Source organism: Phreatobacter oligotrophus (genome assembly GCF_003046185.1).
In the GTDB taxonomy this organism is placed as follows: domain Bacteria; phylum Pseudomonadota; class Alphaproteobacteria; order Rhizobiales; family Phreatobacteraceae; genus Phreatobacter; species Phreatobacter oligotrophus.
Genome location: NZ_PZZL01000030.1, coordinates 1 through 14,379, shown reverse-complemented (window position 1 = coordinate 14,379; position 14,379 = coordinate 1). Strand labels below are relative to the sequence as shown.

Here is a 14,379-nt window from a genome sequence, read left to right as displayed (position 1 = left end):
TAGCCACCGCGCGAAAGCTGCTCGTAACCCTCAATGCCATGATCGCCAGTGGCCGGAGGTACGTCCCTCAGGGCTCCAGCTGAATACAGTTGCCGACAAACCCGGGTCGGTTCAGACTCGCGCACGAAGGCAGACTGCATCGAGATGACCTCTGCCAGCGACTTGGCCTCGGCCAGGGCGCGGACATGATCGAAACAGGCGGTCATGTTGGCGCGGGCCATATCGAAGGCCTTCTGGTTGGCGACCTTCATTTGATCGGCAGTCTGCTCGTAGGTTTCACGGATCAGGTCAGTCGACTGCGCGGTTGCAGTCGCGAGCTGGGAGTAGCCTTCCTGAATCTGCGCGGCAGTCTTTTCGGCGGCGGCCTTCAACGGAGCCGGCATTGCCACCTTGGTAAGGCCGGCCAGAGCCTCAGGCAGCTTCGGAAGTTCGTCAGCGGAGAGATCGAAAGCGTTGAATGGGAAGAGTATGCCGTTCGAAGCACCGTTGTCCGACTTGGGACGGGCCGTATCCTCGTTCATCGGGGAGACTACCAGGCGGGGGCGTGGGAGAGGGTCGGGCGCCTACCCCGCGGAGGCAGACCGGAAAAGGCTACTCTCGCGGCAGCCTTACTACACCGATATCCCGCAGCATGCTGCGTTGCAATAAACTGGAGGACGTAATGGCTTACGAGACAGCTTTCGTTTCTGCATATATTCGCGTCCCACCGGTTTGCCGGGACCGATAGGCCCTTGGGTTTGCGCGGACGATTTGAACTGCGACAATCGTGCGATTGCGCAATGCTGGCGAAGACCTTGGTCGAATGATCGGAGGATGCAATGGCACGAGAACTCCCCAAAAGGATTGTTGCGGTTGCACTTGCGCTGCTGGCAGTGGTCGGCAGTGCGCTCGCGCAGGAGGAGCGCCCATTGAGGGTGATCGCTGCCAATGCGGTGAAGGGTGGGCTCCAAGAGCTGAGCGAGCTTTATCAGGAGCAGTCGGGGCGCCGGGTTGAGATCACTTGGAGCGGCACGGAGGCGACGACGCGGCGGATCGCCGGAGGCGAAGCATTTGATATCGTCCTGATCGGCTCCGATGCGATCGGAAAGCTCGTTGAAGCTGGGTATCTGGCAGCTGATGGTCAGAAGCCAGTCGCCAGGACTGGTGTCGCCATGGCGGTTCGCAGCGGGTATGCGCCTCCACCGATAGGCAATGCGGAGGCAATCCGATCAGCTGTGGTCGCGGCACCTCGGCTCGCCTATTCCGCCGGACCAAGCGGCGCGTACGTTGAGGCGCTGCTCGCCCGTCTTGGAGTGTCCGATCTGGTGGCGCCCAAGCTCAGTCGCCCACTCTCTGGCGCCGAAGTGGCCCGGTTGGTAGCGAGTGGTCAGGTGGATCTAGCCTTTGCGCAAGTTAGCGAGTTTCTCGGTGTGCCGGGTATTCAGTATCTGGGGCCGTTGCGAGAAAATCTGCAGAACTACACGACATACGTGGCTGCTGTTCCAAGCAGGGGGCACCACGGCGATGCTGCTTCGTTTATTCGCTTCATCACCTCGCAAGCGGCCAGCAACGCCATCCGAACGATGGGGATGGAGCAACCGAGATAGGCAATGTCACTCAAGTCAAAGACGGGGAAGAGAACGTCGTGACCCAGATCATTCAATCCCCTGGATCCGCTTTAATCAGCAGCTAGTTGGTCGAGCCTGGCCGGGTCCGTTTTCTCCGGACGCGCTGCCTGTGGCAAAAATTGGCAGGGGATTATCTTGCAGGTGATTGCTCGCACTCGCCCGTCCTGCTGACACGGGCAGACCTGCCCGACCATCAAAAAATGGCCGGGGAGTGTCAGTTACCAGAGAACTCCGGCAGTTTGCCCGCGCGAGCTTCCTTCAGAACCTCGAGCCGAAGCGCGGAGGACAGGTTTGGCCCTTCACGTTCGCTGTCGATCCGCAACATGAGCGCTTGGATCGACTCTTGGTTCAATCGAGCGAGCGCGCGCAATGCTTCCCAGAATTCGTCCTCCATGGATATGGATGTTTTGTGCCCGCCCAGATTGATGGATCGCTTTTTGATCTGCGACTGGAGGGTAATGCGACGGTTCGGCGGGGGCACAGGTGGATCTCCGACATCATGTCGTCCATCGCGGCACGTCAGCGCGAGTCGGTTAATTATTTCCTACCGCGCTGAAGTAGGGCCCTCAGCGGTCTCCCGGAATGCGCGCCGCGTTGCCCGGCCGAATTCTGGCGATGTCAGGATCCTGGCCTTCGCGACGAACCGCCACGCCATGAGCGGAGGCGCCTGGGTTCGATCGGGGGATCTAGTCATTTTCTACAACCGCATTTGCCCGGCAAAGACGCTTATCAGCCTCGGTGGTGACGCCGCCTTGCTGCATCCTGATGTGGCTCGCGCGCCTCATGCACCACGTGCGCTTCGGCCAATATGCCGTGTTTCAGCGGAGCAGAGCCTGCGAGGTGCGCACCGCCCCCATGACTTCGCAATTCACGCAACAGGCGTCTGTTCTGGCTGGGTCGTGGGAGCCACACTCAGTGGTCCGCTGACGCGATTACGTCCCGCATCTTTTGCCGCGTAGAGGGCGTGATCTGCGAGACGGACCAGGTCCTTGACTGTCGATGTCGACATCCCCGGGGGCACTGTGGCAACGCCAATGCTCACGGTGACAAATTCGCTTGCGCTATTGCCGCTATGGGGCAAGGCGAGCTCCTCGATCCCATGGCGAATGCGGTCTGCAACCACGTGAGCCCCGGCGCGATCGGTCTCCGCGAGCAGAAGCGCGAACTCCTCACCTCCGTACCGTGCGGCGAGATCACCTGGCCGCGTCGCATGGCCTTGGATCACTGCCGCAATCTGCTGAAGGCAATGATCGCCTGCCAGGTGGCCATAAGTGTCATTGAATGCTTTGAAGTGATCGGCATCGATGAGAAGCAGGCTGATGGGATGGTCTGCCCGTCTTGCAAGTTGCATTTCGCGCTCGGCGCGATCGTCAAGGAAGCGACGGTTCGCGAGGCCTGTCAGCCCGTCAAGCGTCGCGAGACGAGACAGGTGCCCTTCCAGCTGCTTGTGCTCAGTCACGTCGCGCGAGATCGCGACGACGCCGTTCACCCGTCCGCTGGATGGATCGCGTGTGACAGAGAGAGAGGACTCAAGCCAAACGGTCCCGGTCGTCCGGTGCCTGGTCCTGTAGGCAATCATCGCTTGAGAGATCTCTCCCCGGCGTAGCTTTGCAACCAGCGCCTCGACCGCTGTGCGGTCTCCGGTGTCCAGACCGGCCAATGCATGGCCTCCGACCAGCGCATCGGGGGCCCAACCAAGGACGCGAAGCGATGCAGGCGACACGTAGGTGAGGGTGCCGTCAAAATCGATCCGTGTGACCATATCGTTGGATGCCTCGGCGAGGAGCCGAAACTCCGTCTCGCGCGCCATGACGGCACTGAGCAGTCGCTGACGCGAGTTCAACTCACGGATCATGAGCATACCCATGATGCCGATGATCGCGGTGAGCGCCCCGACCATGCTCATTCGCCACATCGCTTCCGCCCGCCAGGGTGCGATGACTTCCTCGTACCCGCGGGCCACCAGCATGACCAAACCATTCTTGGTGCTGCGGTGATATGCGCTGATCCTCACCACATCGTCCAGAATGCTACGGAAGTGGACCACCCCGCTGTTGTCGGCAGAGACATGCCGGAAGAACGGTGAGTTTGTGAAGTTTCGACCGATCGCCTGTTCGTCGAACGGATGTCGCGCGAGAAGGCTACCGTCGTTTCGCAGAAGGGCCAGCGAGCCTTGCGTACCCACGTCGAATGCCTGGAACTTTTCGACGAAGTAGGTGACGTCGAGCGAAGCTAGCGCGACGCCGGCAAATTGCCCGTCAGGGGTATTGAGTCGTCTCGAAACGGTGATGATCCATTGGCCACCTGACCGGCTCCTGACGGGTACCCCAATGAGTGGCCCTCGATCGTTCGATGCGCGGTGCTGCCGAAAGTAGTCCCGGTCGCTGTTGTTGTGACCCACTATGTTTTCGGTTTCAGATGTTGCAATCCACGAACCGTCAGCGCCATAGACGAACAGGCCGCGTAGGCGAGGAATGGTTGATTTTCGCAGATAGAGCAGCTCTTGCAGATGCTTTACAGCGTTGGGCCGATCACCAAAGTTCTCCAACCAATGTGCGATCCCGATCAGGGCGTTGTCCACAAGCTCAACGCTGTCCTCGGCCTGCTGGACGAGTGAGCGAGCAAGATTGCTTGCTTCAGTCTCGGCGAGCCGAATATCGGCGTCCCGGATCTGCGCTTCGCGATACCAGCTGAGACCAATGATGGTGACGCAAACGACAACCAGGAGAACCCTCATGGCGTGCGTGGGCCAGTTCATCGTGTGGGCGTAGTGGGATGTTGTGGTTGTCATGACGTTTCCGTGCCTGCCATCAGGCACCGCAGAAGGTTTTTATTTCTATAATGCGGCGCATGCGACTTTTGAGGCGGCAGCGATCCCGATGTCAAATTTACCGAGAATTTCTGCGCGCAAAGGCCAATTTACACGCCACGGCGCGAGGTACGACAGCTGCTATGGATCTACGTTCAACCGCGTATGGCGCTCGATCGCCTGCCGTTTCCGCGGAATCTTCAGGCAAAATTAACGCCATTGCTGCGTTGAATATGTGCCTCTTGCGTGGGCTGAGGGCAGCCCAAGATCGCTGATCATGGCCCCGGAGAAACGCCATGTGGCACTATTTCGGTACGAGTGCTCGTGATCGCAATGCCAAGTTCGCGGCCTTGGATCGCGTCCAGGCCATTATCGAGTTTGACCTCCAGGGGACAATCCTGGACGCAAATGCCAATTTCCTAAAGGTGCTTGGCTACACGCTTGAGGAAATTCGCGGCAAGCACCATTCCATATTCGTCGATGCGGCTGCCAAGGCTGGTCCCGAATACCAGGCCTTTTGGGACAAACTCCGGGCCGGGCAGTTCGAAGCGGGGCAATTCAAGCGCATCGCCAAAGGTGGCCGCGAAGTCTGGATCGAGGCGTCCTACAATCCTCTCTTGGACGAAAAGGGCAAGCCTTACCGGGTCGTCAAGTTCGCGACTGACATCACGCGCCGGAGCTGTGAGGACGCCGAACGGGCAGGGGAATTAGCGGCGATCCGCCGGTCACAGGCGGTGATCTCGTTCACGCCTGATGGCATGATCCTGGATGCGAACGACAATTTCCTCAATGCTGTCGGCTACAGTCTTTCGGACATCAAAGGCAAACACCACTCAATCTTTATCGATGCTGCAACGAAGGCGAGCAGCGATTACGTCCGCTTTTGGGAGAGCTTGAAGCGAGGTGAGTACCAGGCCGGGCAGTATCGGCGGCTTGGTCGGGACCAGAAGGAGGTGTGGCTCCAGGCGTCCTACAACCCCATTTTCGATCCATCGAGGCGGGTGGTGAAGGTGGTCAAGTTCGCCACAGACATCACGGAGCAGATGCAAATGCTCGGTCGGCTCCGCACGATGATCGATACGAACTTCCAGGAGATTGATCAGGCGATTGCTCGAACCAATGAGCAGTCCGCTCACGCGATTGAAGGGGCTGGTCTGACACGTGACAATGTCCAGGGGATGGCTGCCGCCACCGAGGAACTGGCCGCCTCCATCTCGGAAATCTCCCAAATGATGGCCAAGTCGCGCACTGCGACCGAGAGCGCCTTTTCTCAAACCGACGCGGCCGGCACGCATGCTAGCCGCCTCTCGGAAGCCACCGTGGCCATGGGTGGTATTGTGGGCTTGATCAATAATATCGCCGGCCAAATCAATCTGTTGGCGCTCAATGCGACGATTGAATCCGCGCGCGCGGGGGAAGCCGGAAAGGGCTTTGCTGTGGTGGCTCAGGAGGTGAAAAACCTCGCCAACCAGGCTGCCAAGGCTACCGAGCAGATCGGTTCCGAGATCAATGGGGTCCAGGCGATTTCGGATGATGTTCTGCAATCTCTCCAGGCGATCCGCTCTTCGATCGAGGTGCTGCGGGACAGCGTTGTGGCAACGGCCGCGTCCATCGAGGAGCAGAGCGCTGTCACGCACGACATGTCGTCCACGATGCAAGCCGCCGCCCGCTCGAGCGCTGCAATAACCGAGAACATGACCGGCATCTCGGCAGCCGTCACGCAGGTCTCAACGGCGGTTGCGGCGACGCGCGAAGCAGCTGTCGTCCTGGCGCGGTAGGCTCGCAAGACGCTCCCTGACAGTCACCTTTTGCGATGCCTGCATTCGCCAAACGGATCTGAAGCAGCCAGAAGTAGCATTAACGGCAATTTCACAGGTAATTGCGACAGATTGATGCCTGCCGCACGATGGAACATGACCCATGGCAAGGCGATCGTCACAGGTCTGCACGCCTCTGGAAGCTCACTCGGTGTCCGTGGCTCCGAGCCTGCGAGACTGGCGCAGATTGGTCACTCTGGCGCCAAACGGCATGGCGGTCGTGGATGGTGCCGGGCGCCTGGTGGCGGTTAATCACATCGCGCTACATCTTCTGGGCCACCCGGACATAAGTCGGCCAGCCAACCTCGACTTCGGCGCCGGCTGGCGCACCCGGGACGCCCCCTTCCAATCCCTCTGGACCGGGTTGGAGGGCCGGACGCACGATACGGCTTCCTCAAGTTCGGTTGTTGCTCTGGAGGGCCCAGACGGCGAGCGCCGCTGGCTTTCCATTGCGATCAGCCCAATCGCAGATGCTTCAGAACGTCAGTTTGTGGTAACTATCGACGACGTGACCGCGTTCGGGGCCGCAGCAGCTGAGCAAAAGGTTGGCCGGCGCGACGCGGAGCAAGCCCTGGAGCAAGCGAAAGCCTTTCAAAGCGTACTCAACAGCGCGGCTCTGATTGCGGTGATCGACCGACGTGGTCGGTTCGTTGAAGCGAATGCTCCGTTTTGCCGACTTTCAGGGTTTGAGCGCGAGGAGCTAATCGGACGGCACTATCTGTCACTTCAGGCGAGTGACACGCCGCGAACGTTGGCCTGGAACGTCCTAAGAACCTTGCGGCGTCGTTCGGTCTGGCGCGGGGAGCTGTGCGAAATATCGAAAGGCGGCCAGCGCTACTGGGCCGATACTTCGGTTACCCCCCTGCACGATCGGTTGGGGCGCATTGATCGCTTTCTGATCGTCCGGACGGACATTACTGCGGGTCGCCGTGCCGAAATGCTGCTCGCTGAGGCCATCGATGCCGTCCCCGATGGGTTCGTCATTTTTGATGAAGACGACAAACTCGCCGTCTGCAATGCAGCCTATCGGAATGGCTACCCGGAAACGGCTCCCATTGTCGCTCCCGGCATCAGCTTCGAGGAAATCATTCGGTTCGGCCTCGAAAATGGCCAGTACCCCGCTGCGGGAACGGACGCCTCGTCCCAGACAGCTTGGCTCAAGGAACGACTCGCAAGCCATCAGGCGGAAGCCAATGAGGTTCTTCAGCAGCTGCCAAACGGTCGATGGATGCAGGTTCGCGAGCGACGAACCAAGTCCGGCCATTCGGTTGGCTTTCGGACCGATGTCACTGATCTTGTTCAACAGCGAGAGCTGCTGAAGACCATTATCGACAGCTTCCCAGGCGGAATCTCCTACATCGACGCCAATCTGCGGCTGCGACATCACAATGCGCAGTTTCGAGAGATCCTTGAGCTTCCCGAGGATCTAATCGATCGGCCTGTAACAACACTGAAAGATATCATCTCTTACAACGCCTACCGAGGTGAATACGGTCCGGGCGATCCAGAGCAGCAGATTGCGGAACGACTTGAGCTCGCAACGCGGAACGTGCCGCATCAGTTCGAGCGCGCGCGACCCGATGGGCGTGTTATTGCGGTTCAGGGCGTTCCAGTCAGCGGCGGCGGGTTCGTTACCAGCTATATAGACGTAACTGAGCGGAAGTCTCTGTACGACAAGGCTCTCCGGGCGAGTCAGGAGGCGTCGGAGAAGGCACAGCAATTGTCGTTGACCCTTGAACATATGGCTCAAGGCTTGGTTATGTTTGGCGCTGACGAACGGCTGTCGATCTTCAATCAGAGGTATGTTCAGCTGTTCGAGCTCGATCCTGGGCAGGTCGTCAAAGGCATGTCAGCGTTCGAACTCCTGCAACTCAGAGGTGATGCAGGCACGTTTTCTGGGGAGCCTGTGGAGCGGCTCATCGCCTTGAAGCGCAATCTTGCTGACGGTGAGGAATTCCGCACGACGCTCAAGACGCGCTCCGGGCGGTTGATCCAGTCTGTGACGTCGCCCATCCCGGGCGGTGGGTGGGTAACGACCCACGAAGACGTCACGGATCGGGCTGCAGCGCTCGAGCGCATTCATCACGCGGCTCACCACGACGCTCTAACCGGGCTCAACAATCGAGCTGCGCTCAAGTCCTACGTGGGCGAAGCGCTGCTCAGCGACCAGAGCTTTAGCATTCTCATGATCGATCTCGACAGGTTCAAGGCGGTCAATGACACCTATGGCCACGCTGTCGGTGATGAGATCCTGCGTCAGGTCGCCGAGCGGATGCGTCGCTGCGTCCTTGACGAGGATATTGTGGCTCGGCTTGGCGGCGACGAGTTCGCCATTATCCATCGCAGTTTGCCGCAAGTTCCGATGGCGACGATCGCTATGGGTCATCGACTGCTCGAAGCAGTATCTGAACCCTACATGGTCGAGGACCGGCAGCTCCTCGTTGGGGCCAGCATCGGGATCGCCATGGCGCCAACCCACGGCGCCAGCGCGGACGAATTGATGAGAAACGCAGATGCAGCGCTCTACAAGGCTAAAGCTGACGGCCGAAACGGAGTGCGCGTCTATGACAGCGAACTCGACGCGATCGTGCGGTCAAGGCGGGCGCTCGAGGCTGATATCCGCCTCGCCCATTTGCGGGGGGAATTTCGGCTCCATTACCAGCCTGTCGTCGATTTGCGCAGCGGAGAGGTGACCGGGGTCGAGGCTCTACTTCGTTGGCAGCACCCGGAACGAGGGCTTATCTCGCCGGCGGCCTTTGTTCCGTTGCTGGAAGAGACCGGTCTCATCAACCCGGTCGGCGATTGGGTCATTGAGAAGGCCTGTCTGGATGCGAAGGAGATGCCTCCGCACATTCGCGTCGCGGTCAACGTATCGCCTGTCCAACTGCGAAACCGAAGCATGTGCGCTATTGTGGAACCGCTACTCATGGCCACAGGGCTTGACCCAGCCAGGCTCGAACTGGAAGTGACCGAGAGCATTCTCATCGACCGCGATGCGGTCCTGCTCGATGATCTCCAGCGGCTGCGCAAGCTGGGTGTTCATATCGTGCTCGACGATTTCGGAACGGGTTACTCGTCTCTCAGCTATATTCGGACGTTTCCGTTCGACAAGCTGAAGATCGACAAGGTCTTCATCGATGACCTTGGCCGCAGCGCTGATGCGCATGCCGTCGTTTGCGCGGTCATCGGACTCACCAAAAGCCTGGGAATCTCATCGACTGCTGAGGGTATCGAACAATCAGATCAAGCCCAGCTCCTTGCGAACGCAGGCTGCACCTTCGGCCAAGGTTATCTGTTCGGCCGTCCTGTCCCTGCGGATGAACTCGGTTTCGAAAACCGACGGATTGGGGAGGTAATCGAGCCGCCGCGTCGCAAGGTCGGATAGCTTGCCGCGCTTAAGCTGCACCGTAGGAACGCGAGAAGGAACCATGCTTTACAGATGCATATACGCCAGCAAGCTGTCTGACGCCATCGATGAGCATGCAACATTTGACACGCTGACCCAGATCGAAGGTCAGTCAGCCCGGAACAATGCGCGGCTGAAACTCACCGGCATTCTGCTATCCGTGGACAGGCATTTCCTGCAGGTCCTGGAGGGCAGCAATCGTTCAATCAGCACCTTGCTCGGGAAACTGTTCACAGACCAGCGGCACTCAGACATCCTGTTGGTCGAGCTGGTGCCCGTTGACCGGCGACTCTTTCCCGAGTGGACCATGAAATGGGCACCCCTGAAGCGCAGGCCCGATTTTGTCGCGTCCGGCTGGACACCGGAAAATCTCAAGGCCCCCGCCATCCTGAGCCTGGCCAAATCGATCCGAGCTGGGGTTAATCCGACCAGTCGGATGGGCGCTGCTCATGTTGCGCCTGATGGAATTTATTTGGACTGAAGACCAACCACGACAGCGCGATCGATACTACGCTCGACCCAGAGCGATCGATGATCCTGTTCAAACGCCTCAAAGCCCAGAAGCTTTATTCGGATGCAAAAATGAAAAAAGGGGAGAGCGCCGGCTGTTGCGCTCCCCCCCCCTACACCCGCGATGTGTCCACACATCGCTGCGTACTGGGTTACGGTATAGCAATTGAAGATCGGTAAACGGTACGGTCTTGCTAGCTGCGATCAGTGGCGTAGAGGTTGTTTTGGACGATGGCGGGTTTTCCACCATACCCCTCCGCCCGCGTCTGGCCCGCCGCTCTCGGGGGAGAGCGGCGGGCTTCTCCATTTGGGTAATTTCCGTCTGTCATATGATGCCACGGGGCTAATCGTCCGAGCGGATCCCACTTGCCATTACTTCAGCGACGTGTTGAGCGACGTGAATTTGGCATTGACCTTGGAACCGAGCCCGTAAACCGCTGTGATGACCACAGCGGCGATGCCGGCGGCGATGAGGCCATACTCGATGGCAGTGGCGCCGCGCGTGTCGGCGAGAAAGTAACGTAGCTTTTGCACGGGCGGGGGTCCCAGTTTCCACCCTTATAGGGGCTTTGCATTAAAGGCTGTATAACAGGGATTACGACCTTCGAAGCATTCCAGCATTCTGGCTTTCCGCTGCATTGGCTCGCTCGCATGTCAACGGCGTGCATTGAAAGCATGACAATCCCAAGTCCGAAAACGCCACCTGACAGTGCCGACCACCTGCTTGAGTGCGAGTTTGTGCTTGAGCCGATGTTCCAGATCATCGCGGATTTAGCCGAGGCGACGGGTTGGTCGCCGGAGACGGTCGCGCTTGCATTGGGTGGACTCTCAGCGGCGCGGATCGAAGCGGTTGAGGCCGACAAACAACTCGACGCCGAGATTCGCGCAAGGCGGCAGGAGCATTGAGGAACCGCCGCAATCCAACTGAGGCCGAGAAGGCGCTGTGTGAGGTGCTGGTGAAGGACCTCGACTTTGCCGGTCGTGGCTTGAAGCGCGCGGTGCCGATCGGCCCGCATGTCGCCGACCTCGTCTCCTTCGACGAGCGGGTGGTGGTCGATTTCGAACCGCACACCCAAGGTGACGCCGCCGCAGGCTGGCGCGAGGAGAAACGCGCCTGGCTCGCGGAGCGCGGCTATCGCATCGTCGTCATGGAGGCGCGGGTGGTGGAGACCGATCCGCCCGCCGCGCTGGAGGATCTGCGCGGACGGCTCGCGGCCCTGCCGCCGCCTGCCCGCTAAGGGACCATTCACCCTGGCTTGTAACAGCCCGTTGCCGGAGCATGGCAAAGCGGCGCGACGGCGCCGTTCGGCGGTCGCATTTACCGAACGTCAGCAAGCAGATGCGCAAATCCCCGGTACGTCGTGGAGTTTGCCGCCATGCTCGATCGCCCCGCCTGCCGACCCTTTTCGCTTCGTCGCGGCACGATCCTGTCCCGCCGCCTGGCTGGCCTTGCCAGGACATTCCGCCTGTCCCGCGCCGGCAATGTCGCGATCATGTTCGCGCTGGCGCTGCCGCCACTCCTCGGCGTGGTGGGCTCGGCGGTGGACTACACCTATGCCGCCCGCGCCAAGTCCAAGCTCGATTCCGTTGCTGATATCGCGGCGCTGACGGGGGTGAAGATCGCTTCGACCGTGCCGACCGCGGCGGTCGCCAAGACCAATGCCACCGCCAGCTTCAATGCGAACACCGAGACCTTCCCGCGGGTGACGGTCAACAGCGTCAACATCACCGTCTCGGACAATGGCCTCGTCCGCTCCTCCAGCGTGACCTACACCGCGACGGTGCAGAACGCGTTCATGGGCCTCTTCGGCTATTCGACGCTGCAGATCGCGGGCAGCTCAACGGCCTCGTCGAACCTGCCGACCTATATCGATTTCTACCTGCTGCTCGACAACACCCCGTCCATGGGCATCGGCGCGACCCCCGCCGATGTCCAGACGATGGTCAACAACACCTCCGACCAGTGCGGCCTCGCCTGCCACGACCTGTCGAACAGCAATGGCTATTATCAGCTGGCCAAGCAGCTGAAGGTGACCATGCGCATCGACGTGGTGCGGGCGGCCGCCCAGCAGCTGATGGACACGGCGCAGGCGACGCAGGTGGTCAGCGGCCAGTTCCGCGCGGCGATCTACACCTATGGCGACAGCTGCACCGCCCTCGGAGCCACCGAGATCACCTCGCTGACGACCAATCTCTCCAATGCCAAGGCCAAGGCCGGCAATATCGACCTGATGACCATTCCCTATCAGGGCTACAATGACGACCAGTGCACCGACAACACGGCGTCCCTTTCCGCCGTGAACAAGCTGATCGCCACGCCGGGCGACGGGTCGACGGCGGGGGCGCCGCAGAAGGTGCTGATGCTGGTCGCAGACGGCGTCAGCGATGCGAGCCTGCCCTCGACCTGCACCCGGGCGCTGTCGAGCAGCACCCGCTGCCAGGAGCCGCTGAACCCTGCGATCTGCGACACGATCAAGAACCGCGGCATCCGTATCGCCGTGCTCTACACCACCTACCTGCCGCTGACGACGAACTGGTGGTACAACCAGTGGATCGCGCCGTTCCAGTCGACCATCGGCACCAAGATGCAAAACTGCGCCTCGCCGGGTCTGTATTTTGAGGTGAGCCCGACCCAGGGCATCGCGGATGCCATGACCGCCCTGTTCAAGAAGGCCATCGCCACGGCGCGCCTCACGCAGTGAGCCTCAGACGCAATTTCAACCCCTGTCTCACCGGAACAAACGATCGAAGCAGTCCAATGTCACGTGGTTTCGAAGGTCTCATCGTTCTTGCAGCGACGTTGGCCGGTGGCTCATTCGGCATATTGGCCGGCATTGTGCTGGATCATGAGGGATTTTTCGGCTCGCGAGACGCGCTCGCTCATGCCGTCGAAGGCGGGCTTTTTGGAGCAGTGATGGTCGCCATCGTGCTCTGGTTCATGCAGCGTACAAATGCTGGCTCGGACGTTGAAGATGGCGTTTAGCGTTGCCCGGCACCATTCTAGCCTACCGACAGCGGGCGGCATTTGCCGCCCACCACCCGGCGGCCCTCAGCGCTGGCGAGCGATGATCCGGGCTTGGATGCCGTCATAGACGCCCTGGGTCAGGATGTTCTTGCGCACGAGCTCGTCCTTGCCGCGATAGGGGCGGCCGGCGATGATCGCTTTGGCACGGGCCTCGCCGATGCCGGGGAGAACGCGCAGCTCCGCTTCCGTTGCGGAGTTGATGTCGATGAGCTGGACCGCCGGAGTGGTGGCGGCCGGAGTAGCCGACGGGGTCGTCGTCGCCGGGGCGGTCGGCGCCGGACGGGTCGTCGGCGTGGTGGTCGAGGGCTGGGTGACCGTCTGCGCCATCGCAGCGGTGCCGGCGAGGCCGAGGGCGGCGGCGAGCATCAGGGTCTTCAGCATGGCGTGTCCTTCCGGTTCAGCCGGCGGGCCGCTGCGCGGTCCCTGATCGGCTGGTGAGATCAGGACACCACCGCTTGATGGCTGTGAAAAGACGGGTTTTTGCTGAACCCGTGGCGGAAGGCTGAACGGCGGACAACGTTTGGGGGGCGGTCCCGGCCGTCAAGCACTTGTTGCCTTTTGTTGGAATCATTCTAATGTATGGATCAGGCGAGGCAATCGAACATGGCAAAACCTGCTCCTTCAATCCGAACCATACTCGTCCTGGCTGCCGCACTGAATGCATCCATGGCTGCGGCCCAAGATGGGCCGCAGCGCAGCCGGGCCAGTGACGTCGATAGCGAGCATGCGTTCGGCCAGACGACCGGAGCCGATACGGAAGAGCCCGGTGCGTTTGTGCCTCACCTGGTTATTCCGAGCCGGCTTGGTCGCCGATCCGGCTCGTTCTCTGTCACGAGCCCCTCTCTGGAACTCAAGTACGGCCTCGTTGAGAATTTCTCGACATCGTTCTCGTTTCGCGGAATTGCGTCCAACGTTCATAACGTCTCGGCAATAGGCGATACCCGCGGCCTATTCGCGACCGGTTTCGGCATCCAAGGCCGATACAGGTTCCTCGATCGCGAACGCGCGCCTTTCGGCATGACCTTGCAGGTCTCAGCGTCCACCGACCAGCGCAACATGGTTGCTGGCGAGCGCGGGCGTTCGGATCAGGCGGAAGCAAGGCTCGCCTTTGGGTGATGTCCCAGGACGTGGTGTATCTTCTGATCACCACAGACCGACCGCCGAGCGAGGTCGGGCGTTTGTCAGGCCGGCACGGCCGGCAAGCT

Annotated in this window: 14 protein-coding genes; 9 read left to right on the top strand and 5 right to left on the bottom strand. The window is 60.5% G+C overall.

Features of this window, described 5'->3' with window-relative positions; all coding sequences use genetic code 11:
* The coding region (locus C8P69_RS22630; protein WP_108179702.1) for a phasin family protein at positions 1–521 on the bottom strand (521 nt) is incomplete at its 3' end.
* Between the two features lie 297 nt (positions 522–818).
* Between C8P69_RS22630 and C8P69_RS22625 the strand changes: the two genes are divergently transcribed.
* Entirely contained in the window at positions 819–1,586 is a 768-nt protein-coding gene (locus tag C8P69_RS22625; RefSeq protein WP_108179701.1) for a molybdate ABC transporter substrate-binding protein, read from the top strand.
* A gap of 235 nt (positions 1,587–1,821) precedes the next feature.
* Here the strand turns inward: C8P69_RS22625 and C8P69_RS22620 are convergent, their stop codons facing one another.
* Both C8P69_RS22620 and C8P69_RS22615 read right to left on the bottom strand, forming a co-directional pair.
* Positions 1,822–2,088 (bottom strand): ribbon-helix-helix domain-containing protein, encoded by a 267-nt coding sequence (locus tag C8P69_RS22620; protein WP_245902209.1) that lies wholly within the window; start codon positions 2,086–2,088, stop codon positions 1,822–1,824.
* 387 nt (positions 2,089–2,475) lie between these two features.
* Positions 2,476–4,398 (bottom strand): sensor domain-containing diguanylate cyclase, encoded by a 1,923-nt coding sequence (locus C8P69_RS22615; RefSeq protein ID WP_108179700.1) that lies wholly within the window; start codon positions 4,396–4,398, stop codon positions 2,476–2,478.
* Between the two features lie 314 nt (positions 4,399–4,712).
* On the opposite strand from C8P69_RS22615, the gene C8P69_RS22610 reads away from it, so the two are divergent.
* From C8P69_RS22610 to C8P69_RS22600, 3 genes are all read left to right on the top strand, one after another.
* A complete protein-coding gene (locus C8P69_RS22610) occupies positions 4,713–6,194 on the top strand; it encodes a methyl-accepting chemotaxis protein (RefSeq protein ID WP_108179699.1) in 1,482 nt (493 codons plus the stop codon).
* A 142-nt stretch (positions 6,195–6,336) separates the two neighbouring features.
* Positions 6,337–9,618, top strand: a complete 3,282-nt coding sequence (locus C8P69_RS22605) for a bifunctional diguanylate cyclase/phosphodiesterase (protein WP_108179698.1) — start codon at positions 6,337–6,339, stop codon at positions 9,616–9,618.
* A 43-nt stretch (positions 9,619–9,661) separates the two neighbouring features.
* Entirely contained in the window at positions 9,662–10,120 is a 459-nt protein-coding gene (locus tag C8P69_RS22600) for a BLUF domain-containing protein (RefSeq protein WP_108179697.1), read from the top strand.
* 401 nt (positions 10,121–10,521) lie between these two features.
* Here C8P69_RS22600 and C8P69_RS22595 read toward each other — a convergent pair whose 3' ends face one another.
* Complete coding sequence (locus C8P69_RS22595; protein WP_108179696.1) at positions 10,522–10,683, bottom strand: Flp family type IVb pilin; 162 nt, start codon at positions 10,681–10,683, stop codon at positions 10,522–10,524.
* A gap of 216 nt (positions 10,684–10,899) precedes the next feature.
* Between C8P69_RS22595 and C8P69_RS24010 the strand changes: the two genes are divergently transcribed.
* The 4 genes from C8P69_RS24010 (at position 10,900) to C8P69_RS23660 (ending at position 13,132) form a co-directional block, all read left to right on the top strand.
* The gene (locus C8P69_RS24010; protein ID WP_170118365.1) at positions 10,900–11,055 is read left to right on the top strand and encodes a hypothetical protein; all 156 of its coding nucleotides are present in this window, start codon (positions 10,900–10,902) and stop codon (positions 11,053–11,055) included.
* On the top strand, positions 11,052–11,387 hold the full coding sequence (locus C8P69_RS22585; RefSeq protein WP_108179694.1) for an endonuclease domain-containing protein: 336 nt from the start codon (positions 11,052–11,054) through the stop codon (positions 11,385–11,387). The genes C8P69_RS24010 and C8P69_RS22585 overlap by 4 nt, the downstream gene beginning before the upstream one ends.
* A gap of 138 nt (positions 11,388–11,525) precedes the next feature.
* Positions 11,526–12,851, top strand: a complete 1,326-nt coding sequence (locus tag C8P69_RS22580; RefSeq protein ID WP_108179693.1) for a TadE/TadG family type IV pilus assembly protein — start codon at positions 11,526–11,528, stop codon at positions 12,849–12,851.
* Positions 12,852–12,907: 56 nt separating this feature from the next.
* On the top strand, positions 12,908–13,132 hold the full coding sequence (locus C8P69_RS23660; protein WP_146167432.1) for a hypothetical protein: 225 nt from the start codon (positions 12,908–12,910) through the stop codon (positions 13,130–13,132).
* Between the two features lie 66 nt (positions 13,133–13,198).
* On the opposite strand, the gene C8P69_RS22575 is transcribed toward C8P69_RS23660, so the two are convergent.
* Positions 13,199–13,555: a ComEA family DNA-binding protein gene (locus C8P69_RS22575; protein ID WP_108179692.1), complete on the bottom strand. Its 357-nt coding sequence runs from the start codon at positions 13,553–13,555 to the stop codon at positions 13,199–13,201.
* A gap of 222 nt (positions 13,556–13,777) precedes the next feature.
* On the opposite strand from C8P69_RS22575, the gene C8P69_RS22570 reads away from it, so the two are divergent.
* Entirely contained in the window at positions 13,778–14,290 is a 513-nt protein-coding gene (locus C8P69_RS22570) for a hypothetical protein (RefSeq protein WP_146167431.1), read from the top strand.
* Positions 14,291–14,379: the final 89 nt, after the last annotated feature.